Below are 15,449 nucleotides of genomic sequence, written 5' to 3' on the forward strand. Positions count from 1 at the left end.
TCGTGCGGCGGGCCGGAGGTCACCGGCCCTGCGTCAGCGCTTCGTCGTGTCCGTCGGCTCGGTGACCGGGCGGGAGCTGGACACGTCACCGGGGGCGGCCTGGATGACGCGCTGCGCGGGCTCGTCGGTGGTGTGCGGCGGGTCGGCCGGCGCGGAGGACTTCCCGTCCTCCTTCATCGCCTTGGCCTCGCTCTTCAGGATGCGCGCGGACTTGCCGAGCGAGCGGGCCATGTCCGGAAGCTTCTTCGCGCCGAAGAGCAGGATGATGACGACGAGGATGAGAATAATCTCGGGGGCTCCGAGCTTTCCTCCGAACATAAGCTTTTACCTTCTCACCGAGGCGGGTGGGTGGGTGGCTGTCCGACCGGTCGGACAGGTGTCCGAACGACCGTGCTGGCAGCGATCGTAACGCTCAGGGGTAAACGTCCGGCAATCCCCGTGCGTCCTCCCGGTTCGCGTCCGGGCCTCGTTTTCCGGACCGCGACCAGCAGCGTACCTGCCGGGCGGGGCAAGTTGACAGGGCGAAGCGGCCCAAAGCACATGAACCCGCCGCAGTCGCAGGAGCCGTACGGCGCCCCTCACAGCGCGTCGACGGAGCGGGCCGTGCTGACCGCGGCCCGCTCCAGATCCTCGGCGGCCCGGTTGATACGCCGAGTGGACTCCGCCACTTGCCGGCCGAGACGCTGGGCCTCCACGAACACCCGTACGGCCAGCACGCCGAGGACGGCGAGACCCAGGAAACCCACAGCGATCGCGAACATCGGCCAGAACATGATGCCGAGCCTAGACCGTCCTAGACGGTGGAGTGGAGCCGCAGGGTCCGCACGCCGCCACCGGTGAGCAGTTCGACGATCCGCTCCCCCGCGGGCTTGCGGACGGCCGCGCCGCACTCGGGGCAGGTGAAGGAGTAGAACGTCGTACGGCTGCTGGCGCCGATCGCCAGCCGCAGGGCGCTCGCGGCGAGTTCGAAGCGGCCGCGGCAGTCCGGGCAGCCCGCCTTGAACACCACCGGGGTGACGCTGCGCATCCCGGCGAACGCGGACGCCACCGGCACGCCGCGCCCGCCGGACGCCGACTCGCTCACAGTCCCTGCTCCTGCCTGTCGAACCGCTCGCCGGGGGCGTCGTCCCCGAGGCCCTCGTACGCCGCCAGTGCCTCGCGGGCGGCCCGGCGGGCGCTGTCGGCCAGCTCGGCCGGGGCGACGATCCGGCCGTCGCGGCCGAGGCGCAGCGCGAGGCGGCGCAGCGAGGCCGGGTCGGGGGTGCGCAGTGTGATCCGCAGACCGCCGTCGGGAAGCTCCTCGGCGCTGTCGTGCGGGTAGTACTCGGCGACCCAGCGGCCGCCCGGGCCGACCTCGACGATGACCTCCGGGTCCTCGGCGGCCGGCTGCACCAGTCCCTCCGACAGGTCCCGCAGCTCGATCTCCGGCGGCGCGGACGGCTCGTCGAGGATCTTGATCTCGGCGACCCGGTCGAGCCGGAAGGTGCGGCGCGCCTCGGAGCGCCGGCACCACGCCTCTACATAGGTGTGGCCGACGCTGACCAGCCGGATCGGGTCGATCTCGCGCTCGGTGACCTCGTCGCGGGCCGGCGAGTAGTAGCGGATCCACAGACGGCGGCGCTCGGAGATCGCCCGGTCCACGTCGGCGAAGACACCGCCCTCGGACTCGAAGGTCACCGACAGCCGGGAGCTGGCGCCCGCCGCCTCGCCGGCCGCGGTCTCCACCTTCGCGGTGGCGCGCAGCAGCGCCTGGCGGTCGCTCTCGCGCAGACCCGGCAGGGTGGCCACCGCGCGGGCGGCGACCAGCAGCGCGGTCGCCTCGTCGGCGGCGAGCCGCAGCGGCTCCGCCGCCTCCGCGCCGAGGGCGGCGGGGTTGTGCCACCAGATGCGCTCGCCGTCGGTGTCGATGTCGAGCAGATCGCCGCCGCGGAAGCTGGTGCCGCACATGGGCAGCACGTCGAGGTCGGAGACCAGCTCCTCCTCGGTGATGCCGAAGGCGCGGGCGACGTCCTCGATCCGGGCACCGGGGCGCTCCTTGAGGTACGTCACCAGGGAGAGCATCCGCCGGGTCTGGTCGATGGCGTTCACGGGCCTGACCGGTTTGCCTGCCACTGTCTGTCCCGCTCTCCCTCAGCCCTTGGCGACGGCGCGCAGCCGGTCCACCACGTCGGCGCGCAGCTCGGCGGGCTCGAGGACCACCACGTCCGGGCCGAACTCCACCAGCCAGGCATCCAGTCCGTGCCCGTACGGAATCTCCAACTCGTCCCAGCCGTCGCCCAGTTCCCGCACCGAGGTGGCCTTCGCCCGCAAGGGGTAGCCGGCGCCGGAGCGCAGCCGGATGCGGGCGCTGCGGTCGGCGATCTCGCCGGCCCAGCCGGCCACGGTCTCGCGCACGGTGACGACATCGGGGACCGGGGCGGTGAACCGCGCGGCGCGCGAGCGTACCTTGCCGGTGATCCGGGACAGCCGGAAGACCCGCTCGGCGCCCCGGTCGCGGTCCCAGCCCGCCAGATACCAGTGGCCGCGCCAGCACTCCAGTGCCCACGGCTCGACCTGCCGGGTCTCGGGGCGGGCGGCGTTGGCCTTGCGGTACTCGAAGACGACGGGGCGGCGGTCGCGGCAGGCGAGCATCAGCGGCTCGAAGGCGGCCTCGTGCACGGGGATGCGCGGCTCCAGGGCGCCGTGCGCCTCGTACGGGTCGACGTCCTCCGGGAGCCCGGCCGCGCGAAGCTTCTGCAGGGCGCCGCTGGCCGCCCCGGCCAGCCGGGCCTGCTGCCACACCTTGGCGGCCAGGCCCAGGGCGGCGGCCTCCTCGGCGTCCAGCGTGATGGGCGGGAGGCGGTTGCTGTCGCGGCGGGCGAGATAGCCGACCTCGCCGTCGAGGTTCTCGACGGTCTCGATCACGAGCCCCAGCTCACGCAGGTCGTCCTTGTCCCGCTCGAACATGCGGTTGAAGGAGTCCTCGGACCCGGACCCACCACTTCCCGGCCCGAAGGCCTCGACGTACGCCTCGATGGAATCGCGCAGCTCGCGCTTGCTGAGCGGCCGCCGTGTCCCCAGCAGGCACAGCGCCAGGTTCATCAGCCGCTCGGCCTTGGCAATGGCCATCGACGCCCTTCGCCTTCCCTATGGTGCTTCCGACCGATGACCGTACCGCTCAGGGGCGCTGCGGCAAAAGCCGAGGGCCCATGCCCGGACAGGCATGGGCCCCGGATGATCGGAACCGGTCGGATCTCGCACGCGGCTCGTACGACGACCGGAACGTCTCTGATCCCTCATGACTCCTGTACGACGGTCAGACCCCGAGGAGGTCGACCACGAAGATCAGGGTCTCGCCGGGCTTGATCGCCGGGGTGGGGCTCTGGTTGCCGTAGGCGAGGTGGGCCGGGATGGTCAGCTGGCGACGGCCGCCGACCTTCATGCCCTGCACGCCGAGGTCCCAGCCCTTGATGACACGGCCGCCGCCCAGCGGGAAGCGGAAGGGGGTGCCGCGGTTCCAGCTCGCGTCGAACTCCTCGCCCGTGCTGAAGGCGACGCCGACGTAGTGCACGGTGACGGTCTGACCGGCCTGGGCCTCGGGGCCGTCGCCCACCCAGATGTCCTTGATCTCCAGGTCCGCCGGGGGCTCGCCGCCCGGGAAGTCGATCTCGGGCTTATCGATGCTCACGTCTGTGGCTCCTGCATGTGTACGACAAGTAACGCCCCCAGTCTTTCATCCCACCCGGCGCAGCCGTGACCAGCCACTCCAACGGGCCGAAAACGCGGGGCCGGGGCTCACATCTTGGCGAGGATGTCCACCGTGAACACCAGCGTGGCGCCCTTGGCGATGCCGCTGCCCTCCGGCGGGGTGTCGCCGTACCCCAGGTCCGGCGGGATCACGATCAGCACGCGGCTGCCGACCTTCTTGCCGGTCAGCCCCTGCGACCAGCCCTTGACGACCTGCTGGAGGGAGAAGGACGTCAGCGCCTTGCGGCCGTACGTGGAGTCGAACTCCTTGCCGCCCGTCCACTGCACGCCCTTGTACTGCACCAGGACGCTGTCCTGGGCGCCGACCTCGGTGCCGTCGCCCTCGATGACGTAGTTCGCCACGAGCTTCTTCGGCGGGTCCGTCTTCGGGATCTCGACGGACGGCGCCTTGCCGTCGGTGTTGGTGCCGACCTTCGGCAGGTTCGCGTCGTCCTGCGCGACCTCGGTGCCCTTGGCGGAGCTCGTGGCGTTGAAGGTGCCCTGGAGGTCCACGACGAAGACCAGCGTGTCGGTGCCCTTGATGCCCGCCTGGGACTGGCCCTGCTCGCCGTACCCCCAGGCCGGCGGGACCGAGAACTGGACCCGGCTGCCCAGCTTCTTCCCGGTCAGCGCATACCGCCAGCCGTCGATGATGCTGCCCTGCGCCAGCTGGATGACCAGCGGCGTCTTGCGGTCGTAGGAGTTGTCGAACACCTTCGCGGTGTCCCAGATCTGCCCCAGGTAGTTCGCCTGGATGTAGTCGCCCTCCGCGACCGTACGGCCGCCGCCCGCCACGACCGTCTTCACCGCGAGATCCTTCGACGGGGTCCCGCTGCCCTTGGCCACGGTCGGCTTCTCGTCGAACTCGGTGCCCGCGGTGATCGCCGGCAGCGGACCGTCGACGATCTTCGGCGACGGCGCGGCGGAGGTGGCCGGCGCGGTCGGCGAAGGGCTGTCGCTGGCCTTGCTCGAGTCGGCCTTGTCGTCGCCGCATCCGGCGAGCGTGACCAGTCCGGCGGGAACGGCAATCATGAGTGAGCGTCGGCGCACGATGGGAGCCTCGTAATCGGTCGATCTTGCGGATGGCGTGCGCGCAACTCTACGGCGTGAGAAGGGCGCCGTACGGGTAACGTACGGCGCCCGTGTGGCGTTCCGGGGATCGGTCCGGTGTCGCCCTGGGTCACATTCCGGCGATCAGCTTCTCCACCCGGTCGTCCACCGAACGGAACGGGTCCTTGCACAACACGGTGCGCTGTGCCTGGTCGTTCAGCTTCAGATGCACCCAGTCGACGGTGAAGTCCCGGCGCTGTTCCTGCGCCCGCCGGATGAAGTCGCCGCGCAGCCGGGCCCGAGTGGTCTGCGGCGGAACCGACTTGCCCTCGAAGATCTTCAAGTCGTTGCAGATCCTGGCGGCTTGGCCCTTCTTCTCCAGCAGGTAGTAGAGACCGCGACGGCGGTGGATGTCGTGGTAGGCGAGGTCTATCTGGGCGACCCGCGGATGCGACATGGTCATGTTGTGCTTGGCCCGGTACCGCTCGATGAGCTTGTACTTCATGACCCAGTCGATCTCGGTGTCGATCCGGTCGAGGTCCTCGCTCTCGATCGCGTCCAGCGTGCGGCCCCACAGCTCGAGCACCTGCTCCACCGTGCCGGTGCGGATGCCGCGCCGCTCGCAGAAGTCGAGGGCCTTCTCGTAGTACTCGCGCTGCACCTCGAGCGCCGACGCCTCCCGGCCGCTGGCCAGGCGGACCTTGCGGCGGCCGGTGATGTCGTGGCTGACCTCGCGGATCGCCCGGATGGGGTTCTCCAGGGTCAGGTCCCGCATCACGGTCCCCGCCTCGATCATGCGCAGCACCAGGTCGGTCGCGCCGACCTTCAGCAGCATCGTCGTCTCGGACATGTTGGAGTCGCCCACGATCACGTGCAGGCGGCGGTAGCGCTCGGCGTCCGCGTGCGGCTCGTCGCGCGTGTTGATGATGGGCCGGGAGCGGGTCGTCGCCGAGGAGACGCCCTCCCAGATGTGCTCGGCCCGCTGGCTGACGCAGTACACCGCACCGCGCGGCGTCTGCAGCACCTTCCCGGCGCCGCACAGCAGCTGCCGGGTGACGAGGAACGGGATGAGGATGTCCGCGAGCCGCGAGAACTCCCCGTGCCGGGCCACCAGATAGTTCTCGTGGCAGCCGTAGGAGTTGCCCGCCGAGTCGGTGTTGTTCTTGAAGAGGTAGACGTCGCCCGCGATTCCCTCCTCGTGCAGGCGTCGTTCCGCGTCCACCAGGAGACCTTCGAGAATGCGCTCGCCGGCCTTGTCGTGAGTGACGAGTTCGATCACGTTGTCACATTCGGGTGTCGCGTATTCCGGATGCGAGCCCACGTCGAGATAGAGGCGGGCACCGTTCCGCAGAAACACATTGCTGCTGCGGCCCCATGACACGACACGGCGGAAGAGGTACCGCGCCACCTCGTCAGGCGACAGACGGCGCTGTCCCCTGAACGTGCACGTGACGCCGTACTCGTTCTCCAGCCCGAAAATGCGGCGGTCCATGACTGAACATTACGCCCGATCCCCTGAACTGAAACGGGGTTCGACAGCACGATTTGGATCATTTTCCGATGAAGACGCAACGACCGCGGTCCGCGCGGGAGCTGCGAGGACCCGTCCCGTGGCGACCAGGACCAGCAGCGACACCCCGCCGGCGGCGCTCGGCACCGCGAATCCCCACAGCGCTCCGCCCCACTCGACGACCGGCCCCGCCAGCCCGGTTCCGACCGAGGCACCCACCGTGAACGTGGTCACCAGCCAGGAGAACGCCTCGGTGACCGTGCCGGCCGGCGCGTGCCGGTCGACGATGACGAACGCGCAGGCGATGGCGGGTGCCAGGAACACCCCGGACAGGCCCGTCAGCGCCGCCATGGGGACCGGACCCGGCATCAGCGTGAGCGGCAGGTAACAGACCGCCAGAAGACCCACCAGCACCCGCAGTCGCCGCTCCGGGGCACCGGCCCACTGCCGCGCCCCGTAGACGGCGCCGCCGGCCAGCGCGCCCATGCCCAGGGCCGCCATCAGCCAGCCGTAGACCGCGTCACCGCCGTGGTCGTCGGCGTACGACACCGCGGCGACCGTGATGGAGCCGAGCGCCACGCCGACGAACAGGAACGCGGCGAGCAGGGCGAGCAGCCCCGGCGAGCGCAGGGCGCCCAGCCAGTGGGCCTCCCGCGGAGCCGACCGCCACGCGCGCGAGGGCGGCGACACGACCACGGAGAGCGCACCGAGGACGCCGATCACGTTCAGCACGAGCAGCGCGGCCTGGGCCGACCACAGGGACGTGCAGAGGGTGACCAGGAGCGGGCCGACGGTGAACATCACCTCCTGGGCCACGGCGTCCATCGCGTACGCGGTGTGCACCTGGCCCTCCTTGCGCAGCACGGACGGCCACAGGGCCCGCAGGCCGCCCTCCAGGGGCGGGGTGAACAGCCCGGACGCGGCGACCGCGGCGTAGGCGAGCAGCGCCGGGTCGGTGCCCGCGAAGGCGAAGACGGCCATCGCCGCGGCCGACAGCACGGCCGCGGGCAGCTGGACCCGAGGCTGGCCGTGCAGGTCCACCAGACGGCCGAGCAGGGGCTGCCCGACGGCGTTGGCGACGCCGTAGACGGCGGCCAGGGCCCCCGCGAGGCTGTACGAGCCGCCCTCCGCGCGGACGAACAGCACGATCGCGATCGCGGCGGTGGCGTTCGGCAGCCGCCCCACCAGCGTGCCCGTCAGCAGCCGGGCGGCGTGCCTCGTCCTGAGGATGTCCAGGTATCTCGCGGCCATGTTCCGCCCTCCCGCTGAAGTTTTACGTATAACGTCCTTCGTCATACGTACCATGTGCGCTGTTCGCACGTCCAGGCGGAGCCCGGGCGCGATCCCTACCGAGGAGCAGCCCGACGGTGGCACGAGCCAGCACCCGCCCCACGAGCCGCGACGTCGCCGAGGCCGCGGGAGTCTCCCAGGCGGCCGTGTCCCTCGTGCTGGGCGAGAAGTGGCGCGGCCGGGTCTCCGCGGCCACCGCCGAACGGGTCCGCGAGGCCGCCCGGACACTCGGCTACCGGCCCAACCTGGCCGCCCGCAACCTCCGCCTCGGCCGCACCCGCACGGTCCTGCTCGTCGTCCCCGCCCTCACCACCGAGTTCTTCGCCGGCGTCTACACCGGTGCCGCCCGGGTCGCCGCCGCCCACGGCTTCGGCGTCGTGCTCTACCCCTCCCCCGAGGGCATCGGCCCCGCCCGCGACCCGTTCGCCTCCGCCCAGGCCGCCCTCGACGGCGTGCTCGCCTCCTCCATGGCCGCCGACGCCCTCACCGCCATCCGCGGTGACCAGCTGCCCCTGGTCATGCTGGACAGCGACCCGGACGGCAGCCTCGGCGCGGCCACCGTCAACCTGGACATCACCGACGGCGTGCGCCAGGTCGCCGAGCACCTGCTCGGCCTCGGCCACCGCCGCTTCCTGCACCTCGCGGCCGACGTCGCCTCCTGGACCTTCGAGATCCGCGCCCGGGAGCTGGCCGCGCGGGTGGGCGCCGTACCCGGCACCACCGTGCGCACCGCGCCCGCCCCGATCTCCATCGAGGGCGCCCGCGCCGCCGCCGAGGCCGCGCTGAGCGCGCCGGGACCGCGCCCCACCGCGATCGTCTGCGACGACGACAAGCTCGCCGCCGGCGCCTACAAGGCCGCCCGCCGCCTGGGCCTGCGCATCCCCGACGACATCTCCGTCACCGGCCTGGACGACCTCGCCCTGGCCACCGCCATCGACCCCGAGCTGACCACCGTCCGCCTGGACGCGGAGCTGTTCGGTGAACGCGGCATGCAGGCCCTGCTGGCCGTCCTGGAGGGCCGCGCACCCGCGCGGGGGGACATCCCCGTCGAGCTGGTCGTACGGGGCTCCACGGCGCCGCCGGCGGTCGCCTGAGACGCCGTGTGCCCCGGCCTCCACAGAAGCCGGGGCACACGCGCGGTGGAACGAGGGTCTTTGCCGGGCTACTCCTCCTCGGGACCCTCGGCGGACTCGCTCTCCGTCTGGGTGGTGGTGCCCTCCGCCAGCAGCCGGGACAGCTGACCGCCGGTGATCCGCTTGAACTTCCGCTTCTGCGGACGCGTGCGGTCCAGCACCGCGACCTCGAGACGTTCGGCGGGGATCTCCCGCTGCGAGCCGTTCGACTCGCGGGACAGCGCCTGGACCGCCAGCTTCAGCGCCTCCGACAGCGTCATGCCGTCCTGGTGGCGCTGGTCCAGGTAGCTGCTGATCAGCTCCGCGTTGCCGCCGACCGCGACCGAGCCGTGCTCGTCCACGATCGAGCCGTCGTGCGGCAGCCGGTAGATCTGGTCGCCCTCCGGCGTCTCGCCCACCTCGGCGACGACCAGCTCCACCTCGTACGGCTTCTCGCCCGCGCTGGAGAAGATCGTACCCAGCGTCTGCGCGTACACGTTCGCCAGGCCGCGCGCGGTCACGTCGCCCCGGTCATAGGTGTAACCCCGCAGGTCGGCGTAGCGGACGCCGCCGATGCGCAGGTTCTCGTACTCGTTGTACTTGCCGGCCGCGGCGAAGCCGATCCGGTCGTAGATCTCGCTGAACTTGTGCAGCGCGCGGGACGGGTTCTCACCGACGAACACGATGCCGTCGGCGTACTGCAGGACGACCAGGCTGCGACCACGGGCGATGCCCTTGCGGGCGTACTCGGCCCGGTCGGCCATGGCCTGCTGGGGTGAGACATAGAACGGCGTCGACACCGGTTATCCGTCCCTTTCTGTGGAAGTCACTGGATCACCTGACAACAGAGCGCCCATGGTCAGAGCAGGGCGGCCCGCGGGCCGTCCGGCTGCTCCAGACGCCGCTCCAGCACGGAGCGGGCGATCCGCGAGGACTCGTCCTCGGTGAGCCGGCGGTAGCCGTCCTCGGTGATCACGGTGACGATCGGGTAGATCCGGCGGGCGACATCGGGACCACCGGTCGCCGAGTCGTCGTCTGCCGCGTCGTACAGCGCCTGCACCACGAGGGTGGTGGCCTCGTCCTCGGTCAGGTCGTCGCGGAAGAGCTTCTTCATGGCGCCGCGCGCGAAGATCGAGCCGGAGCCGGTGGCCGCGTACCCGTGCTCCTCGGAACGGCCGCCCGTCACGTCGTAGGAGAAGATGCGGCCCTTGGCGCGGTCCAGGTCGTAGCCCGCGAAGAGCGGTACGACCGCGAGGCCCTGCATGGCCATGCCCAGGTTGGAGCGGATCATCGTCGAGAGCCGGTTCGCCTTGCCCTCCAGGGAGAGCTGCACGCCCTCGACCTTCTCGAAGTGCTCCAGTTCCAGCTGGAACAGCTTCACCATCTCGACGGCCAGACCGGCGGTGCCGGCGATGCCGACCGCCGAGTACTCGTCCGCCGGGAACACCTTCTCGATGTCCCGCTGCGCGATGATATTGCCCATCGTGGCCCGCCGGTCACCGGCGAGCACGACACCGCCGGGGAAGGAGACCGCGACGATGGTCGTGCCATGCGGCGCCTCCACCACACCCTGCGTGGGCGGGAGCTGCCGGTTGCCGGGCAGCAGCTCGGGCTGGTGCTCCGAGAGGAAGTCCATGAACGAAGAAGATCCAGGCGTCAGGAAGGCAGCTGGTAGACGCCCGGTGCTACGAGTGTTGGCTTCCACGCGTTTCCTTCCAAGTAGTCAACAGGCCGAGGCCGGAATTGCAGTTGAAGCACAGTACGCCACGGACCCTACCCGCCGTCGGGCGGTGATCCACATGCGCGGCGGAAGCGGAACGGTTACGACGGCGCGGCGCCGGTCGCGCACGGCAGGACACTCCGCCGCGCGCTCCCGGCACCGCGCCGGTGTACCGCTTCCGGGCGTTCCCTCGCCCTCTCCAACCCTTCGGTTCAAAGGCGGATGAGGCAGGCTGCCTTCACTGGCCACCCTTTTGCACGAAGCTGCGCACGAAATCCTCGGCGTTCTCCTCGAGCACGTCGTCGATCTCGTCGAGGACGGAGTCGACGTCGTCGCTCAGCTTCTCGTGCCGCTCCTTGAGGTCCTCGGAAGCCTGCGTCTCCGCCGCCTGCTCCTCGACCTCCTCGCTGGACCGGGTGGCCTTCTGCTGTCCGCCGCCGGTGTCCTTGGTCGCCATAGCCCTCACCCCGCTCGGTTCGCCCGACACAGTTGCTCGGTCAAGATCAGACCCTACTCGCCGGGTCCGACAATGGCCCCGCAGTTTCTCCAACGTACGGGGCCCACCTCGATGATTCCCGGACCCGGTGCTTTCCACCCTGCCCGGCCGGCTTCCCCCGGGTACCCGCTCAGCCGCCGGAGAGCACCTTGACCAGGTCCTCGGCGGTGCGACAGCGGTCCAGGAGCTCCTTGACGTGATTACGCGTTCCGCGAAGCGGTTCCAGGGTTGGGACGCGCTGCAGGGAGTCCCGGCCCGGGAGGTCGAAGATCACGGAGTCCCAGGAGGCCGCGGCCACGTCGTCGGCGTACTGCTCCAGGCAGCGCCCGCGGAAGTACGCGCGGGTGTCCTCCGGCGGCTTCAGCATGGCCCGCTCGACCTCCGCCTCGTCCAGCAGCCGCTTCATCCGGCCGCGGGCGACCAGGCGGTTGTAGAGGCCCTTCTCGGGGCGCACGTCGGCGTACTGGAGGTCGACCAGGTGCAGCCTGGCCGCGTCCCAGTCCAGGTTGTCGCGGCGCCGGTAGCCCTCCATCAGCTCCCGCTTGGCGACCCAGTCCAGTTCGCCGGCGAGGCTCATGGGGTCGTGCTCGAGCCGGTTGAGGGTGTCCTCCCAGCGCGCGAGGACGTCCTTGGTCTGCTCGTCGGCGTCGGCCCCGAACCGCTCCTCGACGTACTTGCGGGACAGCTCGAAGTACTCCATCTGGAGCTGCACCGCGGTGAGTGTCCGGCCGCTGCGCAGGGTGATCAGGCGCTTGAGGGACGGGTCGTGCGAGACCTGGTGGAGGGTCCGTACCGGCTGGTCGACGGCCAGGTCGACGGCGATGAAGCCGTCCTCGATCATGGACAGGACCAGGGCCGTGGTGCCCAGTTTCAGGTAGGTCGAGACCTCGGACAGGTTCGCGTCGCCGATGATCACGTGGAGGCGGCGGTACTTCTCCGCGTCGGCGTGCGGCTCGTCGCGCGTGTTGATGATCGGGCGCTTGAGGGTGGTCTCCAGGCCGACCTCGACCTCGAAGTAGTCCGCACGCTGGCTGAGCTGGAAGCCGTGCTCGTGCCCGTCCTGGCCGATGCCGACGCGGCCGGCGCCGGCGAAGACCTGGCGGGAGACGAAGAAGGGCGTCAGGTGGCGCACGATGTCCGAGAAGGGGGTCTCCCGCTTCATCAGGTAGTTCTCGTGCGTGCCGTAGGAGGCGCCCTTGTTGTCGGTGTTGTTCTTGTAGAGGTGGATCGGCTGGGCGCCGGGGAGCTGAGCGGCCCGTTCGGCGGCCTCGGCCATGATCCGTTCGCCTGCCTTGTCCCACAGGACGGCGTCGCGCGGATTGGTGACCTCGGGCGCGCTGTACTCGGGGTGGGCGTGGTCGACGTAGAGGCGGGCGCCGTTGGTGAGGATCACATTGGCCAGGCCGATGTCCTCGTCGGTGAGCTGGCTGGAGTCGGCGGCCTCGCGGGCGAGGTCGAAGCCCCGCGCGTCGCGCAGCGGATTCTCCTCCTCGAAGTCCCAGCGGGCCCGGCGGGCCCGGTGCATCGCCGCCGCGTAGGCGTTGACGATCTGGGACGAGGTGAGCATGGCATTGGCGTTGGGGTGGCCGGGGACGGAGATTCCGTACTCCGTCTCGATGCCCATTACTCGCCGTACGGTCATGCGGCCCTCCTTGCCCGGCGAAGCCCTCGGTCGTGGGCCCCGCTCAGATACCGCTGGCGCTCGGTTGCGAATGCGGTGCCCGTCCCCGCACTGCGCGACTCGGCGGTATGGAAGAGCCTAGAACGCCTTTGCGCTGGTGGGGAGATCATTTGCGTCATTGCCTGCTCCAGCCGTGGCCTGAAAAACAGTCGGCTGCGGGTACCCGGCGAGGGCACCCGCAGCCGCCCCGCGTTTTACAGGTACTGTCCGGTGTTCGCCACCGTGTCGATGGAGCGCCCGGTGTCCGCGCCCTGCTTTCCGGTGATGAGGGTGCGGATGTAGACGATCCGCTCGCCCTTCTTGCCGGAGATCCGGGCCCAGTCGTCCGGGTTGGTGGTGTTCGGCAGGTCCTCGTTCTCCTTGAACTCGTCCACGCACGCCTGGAGGAGGTGGGAGACCCTGAGACCCTTCTGACTGTGCTCCAGGAAGTCCTTGATCGCCATCTTCTTGGCCCGGCCCACGATGTTCTCGATCATGGCGCCGGAGTTGAAGTCCTTGAAATAGAGGACTTCCTTGTCACCATTGGCGTAGGTGACCTCCAGGAAGCGGTTCTCCTCGGATTCGGCGTACATGTGTTCCACGGCCGTCTGGATCATGGCCTGGACGCACGCCCCCCGGTCGCCGCCGTGCTCGCCGAGGTCCTCGGAGTGCAGCGGGAGGCGTTCCGTGAGGTACTTGCCGAAGATGTCCTTGGCCGCCTCGGCGTCCGGACGCTCGATCTTGATCTTTACGTCGAGCCGGCCGGGCCGCAGGATCGCGGGGTCGATCATGTCCTCGCGGTTGGAGGCGCCGATCACCACCACGTTCTGCAGGCCCTCCACACCGTCGATCTCGGCGAGCAGCTGCGGGACGATGGTGTTCTCCACGTCCGAGCTGACGCCCGAGCCACGGGTGCGGAAGAGGGACTCCATCTCGTCGAAGAAGACGATGACGGGGGTGCCCTCGCTGGCCTTCTCCCGGGCCCGCTGGAAGACCAGGCGGATCTGCCGCTCGGTCTCACCGACGTACTTGTTGAGCAGCTCGGGGCCCTTGATGTTGAGGAAGAAGCTCTTGCCGGCGGCCTGGCCGGTCACCTCGGCGACCTTCTTGGCCAGCGAGTTGGCCACGGCCTTGGCGATGAGCGTCTTGCCGCATCCGGGGGGGCCGTACAGCAGGACGCCCTTGGGCGGCCGCAGTTCGTGCTCCTTGAACAGGTCCGGGTAGAGGTACGGGAGCTCGACCGCGTCGCGGATGGCCTCGATCTGGTTGCCGAGGCCGCCGATCTGCTCGTAGCCGATGTCGGGGACCTCTTCGAGGACGAGTTCCTCGACCTCGCTCTTGGGCACGACCTCGTAGACGTAGCCGGAGCGGGGTTCGAGCAGCAGGGCGTCGCCGGGACGGATGGTGACGTCCAGCAGCGGCTCGGCGAGCCGCACCACCCGTTCCTCGTCGGTGTGCCCGAGCACCAGGGCGCGCTCGCCGTCCTCCAGGATCTCCTTGAGGGTGACGATGTCCCCGACGCGCTCGAACTCCATGGCCTCGACCACGTTGAGCGCTTCGTTGAGCATCACTTCCTGGCCGCGCCGGAGCTCGTCCAGCTCGACGCTGGGGCTGACGTTCACGCGGAGCTTCCGGCCTCCGGTGAAGATGTCGGCCGTGCCGTCCTCGTTCGCCGCGAGGAAGACACCGAAGCCGGCCGGCGGCTGCGCGAGCCGGTCGACCTCCTCCTTGAGGGCCACGATCTGGTCGCGGGCCTCACGGAGCGTATTGGCGAGTCGCTCGTTCTGCGCGGACACGCCGGCCAGATTGGTCTGCAGCTCGACGATCCGCTCTTCGAGAATCCTCGTGTGTCGCGGAGAGTCGGCGAGCTTGCGTCGCAGGACGGCGATCTCCTGCTCAAGGTAGGCGATCTGCCCGGCCGGGTCGTCGGACCCGCGTCCCGGGCGGATGCCGCGGTTCATGTCGTCGTCGTGTGCTGCCACGGTCCTCACCTCCTCCAAGGGGAGCTGGACGCTTCCAGACCCTACCTGGGTGGGTGTCGATTGAAACCCCTAGATCACAAAGACCGTCGGGGTGTGTCCGATCTTCACCCTTGCGCTCTCCCTCACGCCAGGGGAATACCCACCGAACGCGATTGGAAAGCGACCAGAGGTAGGGTCGAAGTGTTCAACACCCGCCAGAGCTGGCCGGATTCCCGTGCGGCTCGGCACAGAAAACGGCAGGAGAGATGACCGTGCAGCAGGAGGCCGGAGTCGACGGCGAGGCTCTGGAGGTCTGGATCGATCAGGATCTCTGTACCGGCGACGGCATCTGCGCGCAGTACGCGCCCGAGGTGTTCGAGCTGGACATCGACGGTCTGGCCTATGTGAAGAGCGGCGCCGACGAGCTGCTCCAGGCCCCCGGCGCCACAACGCCCGTGCCGCTGCCGCTCCTCACGGACGTGATCGACTCGGCCAAGGAGTGTCCCGGCGAATGCATCCACGTACGTCGGGTTTCGGACAGGGTCGAACTCTACGGTCCGGACGCACAGTGACCTGATCCCCACGGTGCGTCACTGGTGTCTGATCGGTCACATGCTCCGGTGGCGGCCGTCAGACGCTGCGGGCCTCCGCGGGTGACGAGCGGACGAACGCTCCGTTCTTCCACCGCCACTTCACCCGCTCCTCCGTGTCCGGGCAGCAGGTGGGCACGTCGGCCGACGAGTAGCCGAGCAGGGTCGCCGTGACCGCGCCCTCGCCGACGGCGAAGTCCTCGACCGTGTAGCGGTCCTTGGGGTCGGCCAAGGTGGCCACCACGCGCACGCGTGCCCCGTCCGCGCCGCGGGTGAGGACATAGATGCCGTCGGGCGGGGTGCTGATGCCCGCGTCGCAGTGCACCACGGCGAC

16 protein-coding genes and 2 pseudogenes are annotated in these 15,449 nt (G+C 70.0%); 2 read left to right on the top strand and 16 right to left on the bottom strand.

Going from position 1 to position 15,449, the window contains the following annotated elements:
• Positions 1-33: 33 nt before the first annotated feature.
• From tatA to CCN42_RS14875, 9 genes are all read right to left on the bottom strand, one after another.
• Complete coding sequence (gene tatA, locus CCN42_RS14835) at positions 34-318, bottom strand: Sec-independent protein translocase subunit TatA (protein ID WP_086169188.1); 285 nt, start codon at positions 316-318, stop codon at positions 34-36.
• A gap of 260 nt (positions 319-578) precedes the next feature.
• Positions 579-773, bottom strand: a complete 195-nt coding sequence (locus tag CCN42_RS14840) for a hypothetical protein (RefSeq protein WP_043499210.1) — start codon at positions 771-773, stop codon at positions 579-581.
• A 20-nt stretch (positions 774-793) separates the two neighbouring features.
• Positions 794-1,084, bottom strand: a complete 291-nt coding sequence (locus tag CCN42_RS14845; RefSeq protein WP_086736076.1) for a hypothetical protein — start codon at positions 1,082-1,084, stop codon at positions 794-796.
• Positions 1,081-2,112, bottom strand: coding sequence for a helix-turn-helix transcriptional regulator (locus CCN42_RS14850; RefSeq protein WP_086736077.1), 1,032 nt, complete (start codon positions 2,110-2,112; stop codon positions 1,081-1,083). The genes CCN42_RS14845 and CCN42_RS14850 overlap by 4 nt, the downstream gene beginning before the upstream one ends.
• Before the next feature lie 18 nt (positions 2,113-2,130).
• The gene (locus CCN42_RS14855) at positions 2,131-3,108 is read right to left on the bottom strand and encodes a helix-turn-helix transcriptional regulator (protein ID WP_086736079.1); all 978 of its coding nucleotides are present in this window, start codon (positions 3,106-3,108) and stop codon (positions 2,131-2,133) included.
• A gap of 187 nt (positions 3,109-3,295) precedes the next feature.
• Entirely contained in the window at positions 3,296-3,667 is a 372-nt protein-coding gene (locus CCN42_RS14860; protein WP_043499216.1) for an FKBP-type peptidyl-prolyl cis-trans isomerase, read from the bottom strand.
• 107 nt (positions 3,668-3,774) lie between these two features.
• Positions 3,775-4,776 carry an FKBP-type peptidyl-prolyl cis-trans isomerase gene (locus tag CCN42_RS14865; RefSeq protein WP_086736080.1) on the bottom strand — a complete coding sequence of 334 codons (1,002 nt, stop codon included), beginning with the start codon at positions 4,774-4,776 and terminating at the stop codon, positions 3,775-3,777.
• Between the two features lie 130 nt (positions 4,777-4,906).
• Entirely contained in the window at positions 4,907-6,268 is a 1,362-nt protein-coding gene (gene pafA, locus CCN42_RS14870) for a Pup--protein ligase (protein WP_086169183.1), read from the bottom strand.
• Between the two features lie 9 nt (positions 6,269-6,277).
• Positions 6,278-7,537, bottom strand: coding sequence for an MFS transporter (locus CCN42_RS14875; protein WP_086736082.1), 1,260 nt, complete (start codon positions 7,535-7,537; stop codon positions 6,278-6,280).
• A gap of 116 nt (positions 7,538-7,653) precedes the next feature.
• On the opposite strand from CCN42_RS14875, the gene CCN42_RS14880 reads away from it, so the two are divergent.
• Entirely contained in the window at positions 7,654-8,670 is a 1,017-nt protein-coding gene (locus tag CCN42_RS14880; RefSeq protein ID WP_086736083.1) for a LacI family DNA-binding transcriptional regulator, read from the top strand.
• A gap of 68 nt (positions 8,671-8,738) precedes the next feature.
• Here the strand turns inward: CCN42_RS14880 and prcA are convergent, their stop codons facing one another.
• The 6 genes and pseudogenes from prcA to arc all read right to left on the bottom strand — a co-directional run bounded on the left by prcA (position 8,739) and on the right by arc (position 14,546).
• Entirely contained in the window at positions 8,739-9,488 is a 750-nt protein-coding gene (gene prcA, locus CCN42_RS14885; RefSeq protein WP_086169180.1) for a proteasome subunit alpha, read from the bottom strand.
• Between the two features lie 59 nt (positions 9,489-9,547).
• Positions 9,548-10,393 (bottom strand): proteasome subunit beta, encoded by an 846-nt coding sequence (gene prcB / locus CCN42_RS14890; protein ID WP_086736085.1) that lies wholly within the window; start codon positions 10,391-10,393, stop codon positions 9,548-9,550.
• Positions 10,345-10,502, bottom strand: a pseudogene (locus CCN42_RS43755) (endonuclease domain-containing protein); the annotation flags it as partial. The pseudogene CCN42_RS43755 and the gene prcB, both read right to left, overlap by 49 nt.
• A gap of 144 nt (positions 10,503-10,646) precedes the next feature.
• Positions 10,647-10,865 (bottom strand): ubiquitin-like protein Pup, encoded by a 219-nt coding sequence (locus CCN42_RS14900; RefSeq protein WP_086169178.1) that lies wholly within the window; start codon positions 10,863-10,865, stop codon positions 10,647-10,649.
• Positions 10,866-11,034: 169 nt separating this feature from the next.
• A complete protein-coding gene (dop, locus tag CCN42_RS14905; protein WP_339384256.1) occupies positions 11,035-12,546 on the bottom strand; it encodes a depupylase/deamidase Dop in 1,512 nt (503 codons plus the stop codon).
• Positions 12,547-12,779: 233 nt separating this feature from the next.
• Entirely contained in the window at positions 12,780-14,546 is a 1,767-nt protein-coding gene (gene arc, locus CCN42_RS14910) for a proteasome ATPase (protein WP_086169176.1), read from the bottom strand.
• 245 nt (positions 14,547-14,791) lie between these two features.
• Between arc and CCN42_RS14920 the strand changes: the two genes are divergently transcribed.
• Entirely contained in the window at positions 14,792-15,097 is a 306-nt protein-coding gene (locus CCN42_RS14920) for a ferredoxin (RefSeq protein WP_086169175.1), read from the top strand.
• Between the two features lie 58 nt (positions 15,098-15,155).
• Here CCN42_RS14920 and CCN42_RS14925 read toward each other — a convergent pair.
• Positions 15,156-15,449: pseudogene (locus CCN42_RS14925) on the bottom strand (hypothetical protein); the annotation flags it as partial.

This window comes from Streptomyces glaucescens (assembly GCF_002154375.1).
Taxonomy (GTDB): domain Bacteria; phylum Actinomycetota; class Actinomycetes; order Streptomycetales; family Streptomycetaceae; genus Streptomyces; species Streptomyces glaucescens.